Origin of the sequence: Vibrio bathopelagicus (assembly GCF_014879975.1) — a bacterium.
GTDB classification, from domain to species: domain Bacteria; phylum Pseudomonadota; class Gammaproteobacteria; order Enterobacterales; family Vibrionaceae; genus Vibrio; species Vibrio bathopelagicus.
Map to the genome: position 1 here is coordinate 462,257 of NZ_CP062500.1, position 12,562 is coordinate 474,818.

The window sequence follows — 12,562 nt, forward strand, 5'->3', positions numbered from 1 at the left end:
ATTTGGGATTAAGCGAGTTTAGAACGAACTAAACCACTAACTTTTCCCATATCTGCACGCCCTTGAATTTGTGGTTTCAAGATAGCCATTACTTTACCCATGTCTTGCATGCCCGCAGGTTGAGCTTCCGCGATTGCGCTATCAAGTAGTGCAACAACTTCTTCTTCAGTTAACGGTTGAGGCATAAAGCCTTCAAGTACAGTAATTTCTGCTTTTTCCACGTCAGCAAGATCTTGACGATTTGCTGATTCATATTGAGCAACAGAATCGCGACGTTGCTTAACCATTTTAACTAATATAGCAATTATGTCGTCGTCGTTCAGAGTGATCCGTTCGTCAACTTCACGTTGCTTAATTGCTGAAAGAGCTAAGCGGATAGTGCCAAGGCGCGGTTTGTCCTTGGCTTTCATCGCTAATTTTTGCTCTTCTTTGAGTTGTTCAATAAGAGCCATAACTCAGTCCTTATGGATTAAGTTATTAGTACAGGCGAACGCGACGTGCGTTTTCGCGAGCTAGCTTCTTAGCGTGACGCTTTTGAGCTGCTGCTTTAGCGCGTTTGCGAACTGTAGTTGGCTTTTCGTAATGCTCACGACGACGCACTTCAGAAAGGATACCTGCTTTTTCACAAGAGCGCTTGAAACGACGTAGTGCAACGTCGAACGGTTCGTTTTCACGTACTTTAACTATTGGCATATGCCTTTCACCTCAGGGGTTATTCATTATCGCTGGTCACTCAGTACCAAATCAGAGAAGTTACCCATCGAGCTAACTCTCTATTCGCGTTTGGCCATTAACCAGCTTGATCAAAAATGGTGCGGAATTTTAATCCGATCACAGTGGCTTTGTAAAGCACTTTGTCGATTATAGTCTGTACAATATTTGTTTGAAGAGCTTAGGCAGGGTAATATTGCGCTAATTTCCCATTTTAGACGAAAGCGTGCCGAGAAAATTATGCGCATTATTGGTATTGAAACCTCTTGTGATGAGACAGGAATTGCGATTTATGATGATGAGCAAGGCCTGCTTTCTCATCAATTATACAGCCAAGTGAAGCTGCACGCCGATTATGGTGGTGTGGTTCCTGAGTTGGCATCGCGTGACCACGTAAAAAAGACCATCCCACTGATTAAAGCGGCATTGGCTGAAGCTAATCTAACGTCAAAAGACATTGATGGTGTGGCTTACACTGCAGGACCCGGTTTAGTCGGCGCTCTTCTGGTTGGCGCAACGATCGGTCGCAGTATCGCTTATGCTTGGGGTGTACCAGCTGTACCTGTTCACCACATGGAAGGTCACCTTCTTGCTCCTATGCTAGAAGATAACCCGCCACCATTCCCATTTGTTGCTCTGCTGGTTTCTGGCGGACATACCATGATGGTAGAAGTGAAAGGCATCGGTGAGTATCGAATCCTTGGTGAATCGATTGATGATGCTGCCGGTGAAGCATTTGATAAAACCGCGAAGCTGATGGGCTTAGATTACCCAGGTGGCCCGTTGCTGTCTCGTTTAGCAGAAAAAGGCACACAAGGTCGTTTTAAATTCCCGCGTCCAATGACCGATCGTCCAGGACTCGATATGAGCTTTTCTGGTCTAAAAACATTTGCTGCGAACACCATTCGTGCGAATGACAACGACGATCAGACGCGCGCTGATATCGCTTACGCTTTCCAAGAAGCCGTTTGTGCGACCTTGGTAATTAAATGTAAGCGTGCCTTGGCGGAAACGGGCATGAAACGTATAGTGATTGCTGGTGGTGTCAGTGCCAACAAACAGCTACGTATTGAGCTTGAAGCGCTGGCGAAGAAAATCGGTGGTGAGGTTTACTACCCGCGAACTGAGTTCTGTACTGATAACGGTGCCATGATTGCCTACGCTGGTATGCAACGCCTTAAAAATGGTGAAACGGCTGATTTGTCTGTTCATGCCACGCCGCGTTGGCCAATTGACCAACTAGAGCCAATTGCTTAACTAGTAGCAATCGTTCAGCGAGAAACAGTCGATCAACAAAAGCTAAGCGCAGAATAAACCATAGTATTTCGATAAACGGTCGCTGAGTGCGGCCGTTTTTATATCCTAGCTTATCGACTATATGTCGATAAATAATTGCTGATAGAGATTAGGGAAGAAAATGAATAAGTTCACTGTAGATAACCAGTCGATGACGTACCTAGATGAAGGTCAGGGCCCTGTTGTTGTATTCGGTCACAGCTATCTTTGGGATAGTGCAATGTGGCAGCCACAGGTTGAGGCTCTAAAAGCTCAGTATCGCTGCATTGTTCCAGAGCTTTGGTCTCATGGTGAATCACAAGCGGCGCCGAATTCGATGCGTAACTTGAAAGATTACGCTCAGCATGTTTTGGATCTACTTGATCATTTGAAAATCGAAGAGTTTTCTGTTGTCGGTCTATCGGTTGGCGGTATGTGGGGAACAGAACTAGCGGAGTTAGCACCTGCACGAATCAAGTCTTTGGTACTTATGGATACCTTTGTTGGTTTAGAGCCAGAAGTTGCCCATGCTAAATACTTCAGCATGTTAGACACCATTACTCAAACCAAAATGGTTCCTCAACCGATTGTTGAAGCCGTGGTTCCACTGTTCTTTGCCAATGATGCTCAAACAAACTCACCAGCTTTGGTTGAGAGCTTTACTCAGCATTTGTCTGAACTTCAAGGTGATAGAGCAGAAGAAGTGGCACGAATCGGTCGAATGGTGTTCGGGCGTCGCGATATGATTGAAGCGGTGGAGAACTTTGCACTGCCAGTTTTGATTGCGGTTGGACAAGAAGACAAACCGCGTCCGGCACTGGAGTCATACCTAATGCACGATTGTATTACCGGCAGTGAGTTGGTTGTAATTCCTGGAGCTGGTCATATTAGCTCGCTAGAGCAACCTGAGTTTGTGAACACAATGCTGAAGACGTTTTTAGATAAGCATCTACTGTAAGCTTTAAATATTGAATAGTATTGTTCGACAGAGACTTACGTTGGTTTAAACGTATCTCAGTTTAAAAATGGTTCGGCTTAGACGTGACAGTTTAAGCCGATTTTTTTTGTCCAAGTTTTGGCTCGCTGCCATCGAGAAGGCGGCGGATATTCTGATGGTGACGTAACACAATTAAGCAACACAGCATGGCTACTGGCAGCGTGTATTGTGGTTTGACTAACCAAGCGTAGAAAGGCGCAAGCAAGACGGTAACCAGTGCCGCTAACGAAGAGTAGCGAAACAAAAATGCTACCACCAACCAAGTCGCCATGATCATGCCTGTTAAATCGAATCCAATTGGGGCGATGGCTCCTAGTGCGGTTGCGACGCCTTTACCACCTTTGAAGTGGAAGAAGATTGGATACATATGACCAAGACACGCCGCTATCGCGACAACACCTAAAATGATCGGGTCGATTTTGAGGTAGTAGCCAAGCCAGACTGGAATGGTACCTTTAAGCATGTCACACAAAAGGACGGCAGCAGCTGCGGCTTTACCGCCAACACGCAGAACATTGGTTGCTCCAGGGTTGTTAGAACCTACCGTTCGAGGATCAGGGAGTCTTAAAACTCGGCATATCAAGACCGCACTCGAGATTGAACCTAGCAAATAGGCAGCAATGATCATGATGAGAGCCAAAGGGGTCATGTCTGTCCTTAACGGTTATAAGCTTAAGCTTAACGATGGGAAAATAATGCTCAATCCAAGAGTAATTGATATCATATCCGGAATTGCGCAAATAATACGTTTTTTTCCCCAATATGGGTATCCGACCTCTAAAAGGACAAGTCATGGCACTGGATAAAGTTTTCATTGAACAGCTAGAAGTAATTACAACGATCGGTGTTTACGATTGGGAACAAGAGATTAAACAAAAACTTGTGCTTGATATTGAAATGGCTCATGACAATCGCCCTGCGGGTAAAAGTGACGATGTGGTTGATGCTTTGGACTATTCGACGGTAAGTACTGCTGTGCTGGATCATATTGCTAATGGCCGTTTCCTATTAGTGGAGCGCGTGGCGGAAGAAGTGGCTGAATTGATCATGACTCAATTCTCAGTGCCTTGGATTAAAATCCGTCTGGCGAAACCAGGTGCTGTGCCTCAAGCAAAAGCTGTGGGCGTAATCATCGAAAGAGGTCAGGCATGACAATAGCCTATGTTGGTGTTGGCACGAACATAGACCGCAACAAGCATGCAAAGGTGGCATGGACTGAGCTTCAATCGTTAGGGACTAACCTTAAATGCTCTAAAATCTATCACTGTGAGCCTGTTGGGTTTAAAAGCCACTCGTTTTATAACTTTGTGATAGAGCTTGATACTCCGTTGTCATTGACGGAGTTTTCACAACAGTTGCGTAAAATTGAGTTTAAATGGGGTCGCTCTCAAGATGCTCATAAACTTCAAGACCGTAAACTCGATCTTGATATCGTGCTGTTTGGTGAGGCGGTTTCTGCGAGTGATCCAGAATTACCTCGCAGTGACATCTATAAATATCCTTTTGTAACACAACCACTTTATGATCTTTGTCCTGCGAGAGTGATCCCGCAAGACGGAAGAACCGTCGGTGAAATATGGCAGAATATGCAGCAATTAGACTCGCTCTCTGTCGTAGACATAAAACTATAATTTTTAAGGTAAGTAATGAGTTATTTTGAAGCGTTTATATTGGCGTTGGTGCAAGGCTTTACTGAATTTCTGCCTATTTCCAGTTCGGCACACTTAATCCTTCCTTCTGCTGTTTTAGGTTGGGAAGATCAAGGCTTGGCTTTTGATGTCGCGGTCCATGTTGGTACTTTAGCTGCTGTGGTTATCTATTTCCGCAAAGAAGTGGTGTCTCTTTTGGGCGCTTTCTTTGGATCTATCTTCAAGGGCGATCGCAGCAAAGAAGCGAAGCTGGCATGGATGATCATTCTCGCAACCATTCCTGCATGTATCTTTGGTCTGTTGATGAAAGACATTGTTGAACTTTATTTGCGTAGCGCGTGGGTAATTGCAACAACCACTATCGTCTTTGGCCTATTGCTATGGTGGGTGGATAAGAACTCAAGCCTGCGTGATGACGAATACCAAGCGGGTTGGAAAAAAGCGTTGTTTATCGGTCTTGCTCAGGCAATGGCGATCATCCCTGGAACGTCGCGTTCTGGTGCGACGATTACGGCCGCGCTTTATCTTGGTTTTACACGTGAAGCGGCAGCTAGATTCTCTTTCTTAATGTCTATCCCAATCATCACTCTGGCTGGTGGTTACTTAGGTCTTAAGTTGGTAACAAGCGGTGACCCAATCCATGTTGGCACACTGCTAACGGGCGTTGCGGTGTCTTTCATCAGTGCCTATATCTGTATTCACTTCTTCTTGAAGCTTATCTCTCGTATGGGTATGACACCATTTGTTATCTACCGCCTGATTTTAGGTTTTGGTCTGTTTGCTTTCTTGATGATGCAGTAACAGACACCGGTAACGGTCTCGTCTTGAAGATTGAAACAAAAAGCCCGCTTAACAGCGGGCTTTTTAATACGTTTTAGTTAGTGCGGTTACGATTAACTAGTAGCGAGCTCTGATAACGCGCTCTCAATCGCAGCAGCTCTGCGCCTCTCTTGTTCTTCTCGAATATCTTTGCCTTGAAAACCATCGGCAATGATCGATTTAACTTCGACTTGAAGCGCTGCTTGGTAAGCGACTTCAAAACGCGCTTTCTGAGGGTAAGGTTGATCTTCTAACCCTTTACGGCCTGCATGATCGGCTTGGCAACAAAGCAAGATGTCGTTGAGTCTGTCTGGTTTACGCCAAACATCAAACTTGTTCAGAACCTTGAGGAAAGTTGTGGGCTTTAGCTCACCTGCGCGATGAATATTAGAGTGTTGCTCGCAGACTAACAGTGCGAGATCTCTGAATTCATTCGGCACTCTTACTCTTTCACATAGCTTCTTAATTATCTTCAAGCCAGTATGACAGTGCATTTTGTGGCTTGGCCATTCGACTTGTGGTGTGACGCCTTTACCCAAGTCATGCACTTGGGCTGTAAAGCGTACTGGTAACGATGAGCTTAATAGCGCAGCTTGCTGAGCAACCATTAGAGTGTGAATGCCAGTGTCGATTTCTGGGTGCCATTTTTCGGGTTGAGGTACGCCAAATAGAGCGTCAATCTCAGGTAATACGACTGCCAATGCACCGCACTCTTTCAGTACAGAAAGGAACACTTCAGGATGTGGTGTGCTAAGAGATTTATGCCACTCTTGCCAAACACGCTCTGCCGTAAGATGTGCCAGTTCACCAGATTGAACGATCTCACTCATCATCACCATAGTTTCAGTAGCTATCGTAAAGTTAAGGTGGTGAAGCTTGGCGGCAAAGCGAGCCACACGGAGTACGCGAAGAGGATCTTCAACAAAAGCGTCCGAGACGTGTCTTAGAATGCGATCATCAAGATCTTGCTGCCCATGATAAGGATCGCAGAGAGCGCCTTTATCATCTTGAGCGATAGCGTTGATCGTTAGATCTCGGCGCATCAGGTCTTCTTCTAAACTCACGTCCGGAGCAAAGTAACACTCAAAACCTGTGTAGCCAGAACCTGATTTCCTCTCAGTACGAGCCAGTGCATGCTCTTCTTTGGTTTTTGGGTGTAAGAATACAGGGAAATCTTTCCCGACAGCAGTAAAGCCAAGGCTTTCCATTTCTTGAGGGGTACTTCCTACCACGACCCAATCTCTATCATAGCTATCAATATTGAGCAGCCTATCGCGTACCGCTCCACCGACTAGGTAGCGCTGTAGCCCACGCTCTTTTGGTAGGCTATCGTATATTTGCAACTTATCACCTCGAAATGTTTTATCACTGCTGGACTTTACTGCGAGCAATGGTACTTTCCATTAATCGTAATTATAGGGCAGCACATGTATAAGGAATATTTTGGCTTCGTTGAGATGCCATTTTCGATTGTACCAAATTCTCGCTATTTGTTTTTGAGTCAGCGTCACCAAGAAGCAATGCAGAACCTACAAGCCGGTTTAGGCGAAGGTGGGGGCTTTGCGATGCTTACTGGTGAAGTGGGTACAGGAAAAACAACGGTCGCCAAAGCGATGTTGTCATCACTCGATAATCAGACTCAAGCTGGCCTTATACTTAACCCTACGTTTTCCAATACGGATTTACTGGAAGCGATTTGTGATGAGTTCGAGGTCGAGTACCCTGAACGAGCATCGTTGAAACAGCTCAGCCAAGCGATTCATTATTTCCTGCTTGATAGTCATGCTGAAGGTATTCAAACCTTACTGGTAATTGACGAGGCTCAACATCTCGCAGCCGATGTGTTGGAGCAGCTACGTCTTCTAACCAATCTAGAAACAGACAGTCGTAAGCTGTTAAAAGTGCTGCTGGTTGGCCAACCGGAATTGCAGCAGCATCTACAGACCACTCAGCTACGTCAGCTTGCACAGCGCATTACGGGTCGTTATCACTTACTGCCTCTTAATACTGAAGAGGCAGGCAAGTACATCGCGTTTCGTTTGGAAACTGCGGGTGGCGAGCAGATGTTATTTTCGAATCGTGCTATCAAGCTGATCGCTCAATATACTCATGGCATTCCAAGATTTATCAATCTGGTGTGTGATAAAGCACTGCAGTTAGCTTTTCATGATGGTGAGCAAACGCCCTCGAATGAGACGGTTAGCCGAGCTTGTCAGCAGATCATGGCTTTTCAGGCTGATGTGTATCATGTTGAAAAACAGCACGCAGTTGCTGCGGCACCAAAGCTACTCAAATATGCCGCTTTAGCGACGTTAAGCATTGGCTTAGCCTTTACTACTTTTAACTTCGCCCCGTCATACATAGAGCCATGGCTATCGACTAACACTTCAAACGAAGCTAAAACCGAAGTGCCGGCACAAGCGCAACGCTCATTGGTGGCAGATACGGCTAAGTTAGCGGCAGAGGCTAACTTAGCAGCAGAGCCGAAGCCTTCAAAGTTTGCATTACCACAAGATATTCAACAGCATTTAATGCAAGGAACTAACCGTTCTCTTGCGGTTAAAGATCTCTATACCTTATGGGGATATCAATCTTCTTTGCGTGATGGTTTGTGTTTAAGTGAACCTCAGAGCGTGTTCGTGTGTGAGCAACAACAGTCCAACCTAGCGGATTTAGTAGAGCTTGGGGTACCTGTGGTTCTCAATCTTGAACTCGAACAAGAGTCGGTATTCGCCGTGCTTTATGGGGAGTCTGACGACTCGGTTGAACTACTCATTAACGAGAAGTTGCTGGTGATGCCTAAGCGCTCGTTAGAGCAGCTGTGGCAAGGTGATTATGTCGCGATTTGGAAACAACCACTGAGAGAAACCCTAAAAGAGGGTTATCAAGGCGAAGCCGTAACATTATTGGATTTACTGTTGTCTGAAGTGTTAGGTGAAGTCGTTTCAGGAAATGATGTGTTTGATAATGAATTAAAAATGAAAGTCGAAGCCTTTCAGATCTGGCAGGGGATGTCTGTGGACGGTATTGCTGGCAAACGTACACTGGCAAGATTGCAAAGGTTGGCTCAACTGGATTCACCTAAGTTGATGTCACTTGATGGAGGAGCTAGCTAATGTCACGCATTATGCAAGAGCTCAAACAATCCGAGCTTAGAGGCTACCAAAGCCATCATGTACCTAATTCTGCTGTGGCTATCAGTAAAAAGAGAGGTTCGTCGCTCACTATAGGGCTTCTCCTGCTATTAGTCCCTTCTTTGTTGGTCGGTGGAGCGTTGATTTATCAATCTTATAGTTCCTCATCTCAAGTACTCAGCCGGTCTACTGAATCAATGCCTCCGAATCCTGAAGATAAAACGATCGCTTCAAAGGCGCCAGTAACGAATGAAACCGTGGCAGTTACACAAGATGAGTCACCATTTTTGATTCGCACAGCACCAACAAATAACGAGTTAAAAGCATTACCGCGTAAAGAGGTGTATGCACAAGTGAATATCAACGGCACCGCTGATATGGATGATTCGAACGCCATGCTTGCACTCGCTGATGTCTCTGAACCCAATTCAGAGTTAAATTCTGAGCCAAGTACAGAGAGCTTCGAACCTTCATCGACACAGTCAAGCTCATCCGACTACAGTAATGAGTTGCAATCAGACAGTGATTTACTGCAAAGGCTCGACCTCAGTGAGTTACCACCTGATTTAGCATTGAAGCTTGAATCTATCATGGGTGACCAACAAAGCGCACCTGAGCCAATGGATTCTAGACCTGCTGAAAGTATGGAATCTCCGGTCATCGAGTTAGAATCTCATGGCAGTAGTTTGTCTGGGGTACTGCCAAAGCTAGATTTACAAACTCATATGTACTCGAGTAGTGAAACGAAACGTTGGGTCAAAGTGAATGGTCATGAAGTGGCGCAAGGGGACTGGATTGGACAAGACATTCAGTTGCTAGAGATTAAGCCACAATCGGTGATCATTGAGTTCAATCAGCAGAAGATAGAAATCCCAGCTCTATATGAGTGGAAAGGCTAGTGCAATAGAGGGTAGATTCTCCTCTCACATAGAGCGGAGATTTGAACGAGGAACCAAGACAAATAAAAAGGAGCACCGAGGTGCTCCTTTTTTGATATTCGATACTGAATTTACTCTGTTTCGCGCAAGATGAGCCAAACAGGAAAAGCGGTCAGCTTACGACCAGCCGTTTGGTGACTTTCTGCGACGAGGCATAATGTGCGGAAGGATAAGGCCAAGAAGTAGACCAATACCAGCAACACCACCACCGTACATGAAGTACTTCAGTAGTAGATCATCTTTTTGCGTGTCTAGCTTAGCGCGTAGCTCACGGTTCTCTGTTTGAGAGCTCGTTAGCTGTTGGCTAATCTCGCTGTAGTTTTGCTCAAGTTCAGCAATTTGCTTGTTACGAGAGTCTAGAGAGCTCGCTAGGCCAGCTTTCTCGCTGTCTGCACTTTGACGAGCATTCGCTAGCTTGCCTTTAACTTCAGTCAGCTCTTTCTCTAGCTTAGGCATACGTAGAGCCATGCTTTCTTGAGTGCTTACAAACTTACTTTCTACCCAGCCTTTACGGCCGCGGTTGTCTTGAACCTGGGTGTAACCCGTGCTCTTGTTAGTTTGTAGGTAAGTAATCTTTTCACCAGCATCAACACTACCGATGATACGGAATGTGTTGTTTGGGCCAGAATGCATATAAGTAAATAGTTTGTCAGCAATATAACGGTCTTGTGCAAAGGCAGCTGGAGCCGCAAGCATTGCGAGCAAAACTAAGCTAATCAGTTTTTTCACAGTAAATCCCTTAACGATTCAAATTGGGTAGGCGTATGAGTCAGCCTCAATGAGCAAATAATATTTAGTTTCTTTATGCGGTGCAACAAAGAAGGGAGGCAAAGCCTCCCTTTCTGTGCGTTTGAGTCAATAATGACATGGTATTTACATATCGTTACCGAAGCTCACCGTTTTCTGACGCTAATATTTACTAACGTCAGGGCTATTACATAGTAAACATAGCCTGAATTGCGTAGAAGAACACAACAGCAAGTAGAGCACCTGCAGGTAGCGTTACAATCCACGAAGCAACGATGTTACGCACAACGCCTAGGTTCAGAGCTGCGATACCACGAGCAAAACCTACACCTAATACCGCACCAACTAATGTTTGTGTGGTTGAGATTGGAAGGCCAGTACCAGAAGCAAGAACAACGGTACACGCAGTTGCAAGCTGAGCTGCGAAACCACGGCTAGGTGTTAGTTCTGTAATACCAGTACCCACAGTCGCCATTACTTTATGACCCATGGTAGCAAGACCAACAACGATACCAATACCACCTAGTGGAAGAATCCACCATGCGATAGTGCTCTTACCGGAGATTTCACCCATGTGCTCAACAGTTGAAACAACAGCAGACAGTGGACCAATCGCGTTAGCTACGTCGTTTGAACCGTGTGCGAATGCCATTGCACAAGCTGTGATAACCATAAGTACGCTGAAGATACCTTCAACGCCTGCAAAGCCATGGTCTTCTTCGCGATTAGCAAATTTCTTTTGAATGTATAAGTAACCGCCAACCATGACTAGAGCAGAAACTCCTGCTGCCCATAACCATGCCTCAGTACCACTTAGGTGAAGGCCAACGTGCTTAAGACCTTTCTTGATCGTTACAAGTGCAATGACCATGGTTGTAATGAACATGTACACAGGCACAAAACGCTTAGCGTTAAACAACGGATTTTCTGTATCGAATATCAGTCGTTGGGCACTTACAAAAATGAGATAGGCGAAGATGCCGGAAATCAACGGTGTGACAATCCAACTACCCACAATGCCTTGAACGCTGTTCCAGTCTACGGCTTCTGTACCAACAGACACACAAGCGAAACCGATGATTGCACCGATGATTGAGTGAGTCGTTGATACTGGCCAGCCCATGTATGATGCTAGAAGCAACCATGTACCAGCAGCTAGTAGTGCAGACATCATGCCGTACACAAGTACATCAGGTTGATGAGCGAATAGAGACGTTTCGATAACACCTTTACGGATCGTGTCTGTTACTTCGCCGCCCGCAAGGTAAGCACCTGCGAATTCAAAGATCATTGCGATAATGATCGCTTGTTTAACGGTTAGAGCTTTAGAGCCTACTGAAGTGCCCATTGCATTCGCAACGTCATTTGCACCAATACCAATAGCCATCAAGAAACCGAAAGCTGCTGCAACAATAATCAGGACAGTGCCGTAGTTAGCAAGGATATCCATCGTAATACCTAGTTGTTTGATAACAAGCGGAACAAATTTAGACGCAAAAAACCGCTCAGCGAGAGGAATACTCAGCGCATAAGTGGTTTGGTTAAAAAGTGCTCTTCGTTATATGGTTAACGTATGATTTAAGATCGAGAAAGCATTACTTCAAGACGAGCGCCAACACGCTGTGCTTGATCTGCAATACCACCAACCCATTCAAGAATCTTGTACAAGAACATGATGTCAACTGGATTCAGACCTTCTTCTATCGCCATAAGTTGTTGGCGTAGTTCGATCTGCATCGCGTCCGTGTCATCTTCAATTACATCTAATTGATGAATCATTTCAGCAACGAGTGTTACTTCACGGCCTTTAAAGCCAGTTTCAAGCAATTCGTCTAATTCATTGATTACGTTTTGTGCTTGGTTCGCTGCATCTAGACAACGTTTAACGTAAGCGATGAAGTTCTGTTGCATTGGAGCAGGAATGACAAGTTGACGACCATACACACGGCCAGCAATGTCTTTCGCTAGGTTTGCTAGTTTGTCTTGTTGAGTTAAAAGCTCCAACATGTCGGTGCGATCAACTGGCATAAACAAACCGCGAGGAAGTTTAAGGCGAATTTCACGTTTTAGTACGTCAGCTTCTTTCTCAAGGTGAGAAATTTGAGCTCGAATTTCAGATGCTTTTTCCCAGTCACCTTTTGAAGAAACTTCAAAAAAATTAACTAGGTGAGAACAACATTCGTTCACGCATACTACGTGACGCTGCAAAGGTTTAATTGGGGACTTTGCAAATAACCCCATAATTGTATTTACTGGCATGGTCATCCAACCTAATAAATAATAACCTTAAAA

The 12,562-nt window shown here is 45.1% G+C and carries 14 protein-coding genes; 7 read left to right on the top strand and 7 right to left on the bottom strand.

Going from position 1 to position 12,562, the window contains the following annotated elements; genetic code table 11:
- Positions 1-8: 8 nt before the first annotated feature.
- Positions 9-452, bottom strand: a complete 444-nt coding sequence (locus tag IHV80_RS02140) for a GatB/YqeY domain-containing protein (protein WP_017106852.1) — start codon at positions 450-452, stop codon at positions 9-11.
- A 25-nt stretch (positions 453-477) separates the two neighbouring features.
- On the bottom strand, positions 478-693 hold the full coding sequence (rpsU, locus tag IHV80_RS02145) for a 30S ribosomal protein S21 (RefSeq protein WP_004396009.1): 216 nt from the start codon (positions 691-693) through the stop codon (positions 478-480).
- 258 nt (positions 694-951) lie between these two features.
- On the opposite strand from rpsU, the gene tsaD reads away from it, so the two are divergent.
- Together tsaD and IHV80_RS02155 are read left to right on the top strand one after the other, a co-directional pair.
- On the top strand, positions 952-1,968 hold the full coding sequence (gene tsaD / locus IHV80_RS02150; RefSeq protein WP_192889918.1) for a tRNA (adenosine(37)-N6)-threonylcarbamoyltransferase complex transferase subunit TsaD: 1,017 nt from the start codon (positions 952-954) through the stop codon (positions 1,966-1,968).
- Positions 1,969-2,128: 160 nt separating this feature from the next.
- Complete coding sequence (locus tag IHV80_RS02155) at positions 2,129-2,944, top strand: alpha/beta fold hydrolase (protein WP_192889919.1); 816 nt, start codon at positions 2,129-2,131, stop codon at positions 2,942-2,944.
- 91 nt (positions 2,945-3,035) lie between these two features.
- Here IHV80_RS02155 and plsY read toward each other — a convergent pair whose 3' ends face one another.
- Positions 3,036-3,632, bottom strand: a complete 597-nt coding sequence (gene plsY, locus IHV80_RS02160; protein WP_192889920.1) for a glycerol-3-phosphate 1-O-acyltransferase PlsY — start codon at positions 3,630-3,632, stop codon at positions 3,036-3,038.
- Between the two features lie 143 nt (positions 3,633-3,775).
- On the opposite strand from plsY, the gene folB reads away from it, so the two are divergent.
- From folB to IHV80_RS02175, 3 genes are read left to right on the top strand one after another with little or no spacing between them, the layout of a single operon-like run.
- Positions 3,776-4,135 (top strand): dihydroneopterin aldolase, encoded by a 360-nt coding sequence (gene folB, locus IHV80_RS02165; protein WP_004735969.1) that lies wholly within the window; start codon positions 3,776-3,778, stop codon positions 4,133-4,135.
- On the top strand, positions 4,132-4,614 hold the full coding sequence (gene folK / locus IHV80_RS02170; protein ID WP_192889921.1) for a 2-amino-4-hydroxy-6-hydroxymethyldihydropteridine diphosphokinase: 483 nt from the start codon (positions 4,132-4,134) through the stop codon (positions 4,612-4,614). Before folB ends, folK begins: the two co-directional genes overlap by 4 nt.
- Before the next feature lie 15 nt (positions 4,615-4,629).
- Positions 4,630-5,433 (top strand): undecaprenyl-diphosphate phosphatase, encoded by an 804-nt coding sequence (locus IHV80_RS02175; RefSeq protein WP_192889922.1) that lies wholly within the window; start codon positions 4,630-4,632, stop codon positions 5,431-5,433.
- Between the two features lie 92 nt (positions 5,434-5,525).
- Here the strand turns inward: IHV80_RS02175 and IHV80_RS02180 are convergent, their stop codons facing one another.
- Positions 5,526-6,842 (bottom strand): multifunctional CCA addition/repair protein, encoded by a 1,317-nt coding sequence (locus tag IHV80_RS02180; protein WP_192889923.1) that lies wholly within the window; start codon positions 6,840-6,842, stop codon positions 5,526-5,528.
- 36 nt (positions 6,843-6,878) lie between these two features.
- Here IHV80_RS02180 and IHV80_RS02185 point away from each other — a divergent pair, with 36 nt between their 5' ends.
- Both IHV80_RS02185 and IHV80_RS02190 read left to right on the top strand, forming a co-directional pair.
- Positions 6,879-8,567: an ExeA family protein gene (locus IHV80_RS02185; protein ID WP_192889924.1), complete on the top strand. Its 1,689-nt coding sequence runs from the start codon at positions 6,879-6,881 to the stop codon at positions 8,565-8,567.
- Positions 8,567-9,484 carry a general secretion pathway protein GspB gene (locus IHV80_RS02190; protein WP_192889925.1) on the top strand — a complete coding sequence of 306 codons (918 nt, stop codon included), beginning with the start codon at positions 8,567-8,569 and terminating at the stop codon, positions 9,482-9,484. Before IHV80_RS02185 ends, IHV80_RS02190 begins: the two co-directional genes overlap by 1 nt.
- 156 nt (positions 9,485-9,640) lie before the next feature.
- Here the strand turns inward: IHV80_RS02190 and IHV80_RS02195 are convergent, their stop codons facing one another.
- The 3 genes from IHV80_RS02195 to IHV80_RS02205 all read right to left on the bottom strand — a co-directional run bounded on the left by IHV80_RS02195 (position 9,641) and on the right by IHV80_RS02205 (position 12,529).
- Complete coding sequence (locus IHV80_RS02195; RefSeq protein WP_017084748.1) at positions 9,641-10,252, bottom strand: TIGR04211 family SH3 domain-containing protein; 612 nt, start codon at positions 10,250-10,252, stop codon at positions 9,641-9,643.
- 205 nt (positions 10,253-10,457) lie between these two features.
- On the bottom strand, positions 10,458-11,720 hold the full coding sequence (locus tag IHV80_RS02200; protein ID WP_017077661.1) for an inorganic phosphate transporter: 1,263 nt from the start codon (positions 11,718-11,720) through the stop codon (positions 10,458-10,460).
- A gap of 128 nt (positions 11,721-11,848) precedes the next feature.
- A complete protein-coding gene (locus IHV80_RS02205) occupies positions 11,849-12,529 on the bottom strand; it encodes a TIGR00153 family protein (protein WP_192889926.1) in 681 nt (226 codons plus the stop codon).
- Positions 12,530-12,562: the final 33 nt, after the last annotated feature.

Bases quoted from the DNA above. Each gene is read 5' to 3' on its own strand.
- IHV80_RS02140 (WP_017106852.1), bottom strand. From the start codon at position 452: ATGGCTCTTATTGAACAACTCAAAGAAGAGCAAAAATTAGCGATGAAA.
- rpsU (WP_004396009.1), bottom strand. From the start codon at position 693: ATGCCAATAGTTAAAGTACGTGAAAACGAACCGTTCGACGTTGCACTA.
- tsaD (WP_192889918.1), top strand. From the start codon at position 952: ATGCGCATTATTGGTATTGAAACCTCTTGTGATGAGACAGGAATTGCG.
- IHV80_RS02155 (WP_192889919.1), top strand. From the start codon at position 2,129: ATGAATAAGTTCACTGTAGATAACCAGTCGATGACGTACCTAGATGAA.
- plsY (WP_192889920.1), bottom strand. From the start codon at position 3,632: ATGACCCCTTTGGCTCTCATCATGATCATTGCTGCCTATTTGCTAGGT.
- folB (WP_004735969.1), top strand. From the start codon at position 3,776: ATGGCACTGGATAAAGTTTTCATTGAACAGCTAGAAGTAATTACAACG.
- folK (WP_192889921.1), top strand. From the start codon at position 4,132: ATGACAATAGCCTATGTTGGTGTTGGCACGAACATAGACCGCAACAAG.
- IHV80_RS02175 (WP_192889922.1), top strand. From the start codon at position 4,630: ATGAGTTATTTTGAAGCGTTTATATTGGCGTTGGTGCAAGGCTTTACT.
- IHV80_RS02185 (WP_192889924.1), top strand. From the start codon at position 6,879: ATGTATAAGGAATATTTTGGCTTCGTTGAGATGCCATTTTCGATTGTA.
- IHV80_RS02190 (WP_192889925.1), top strand. From the start codon at position 8,567: ATGTCACGCATTATGCAAGAGCTCAAACAATCCGAGCTTAGAGGCTAC.
- IHV80_RS02200 (WP_017077661.1), bottom strand. From the start codon at position 11,720: ATGGATATCCTTGCTAACTACGGCACTGTCCTGATTATTGTTGCAGCA.
- IHV80_RS02205 (WP_192889926.1), bottom strand. From the start codon at position 12,529: ATGCCAGTAAATACAATTATGGGGTTATTTGCAAAGTCCCCAATTAAA.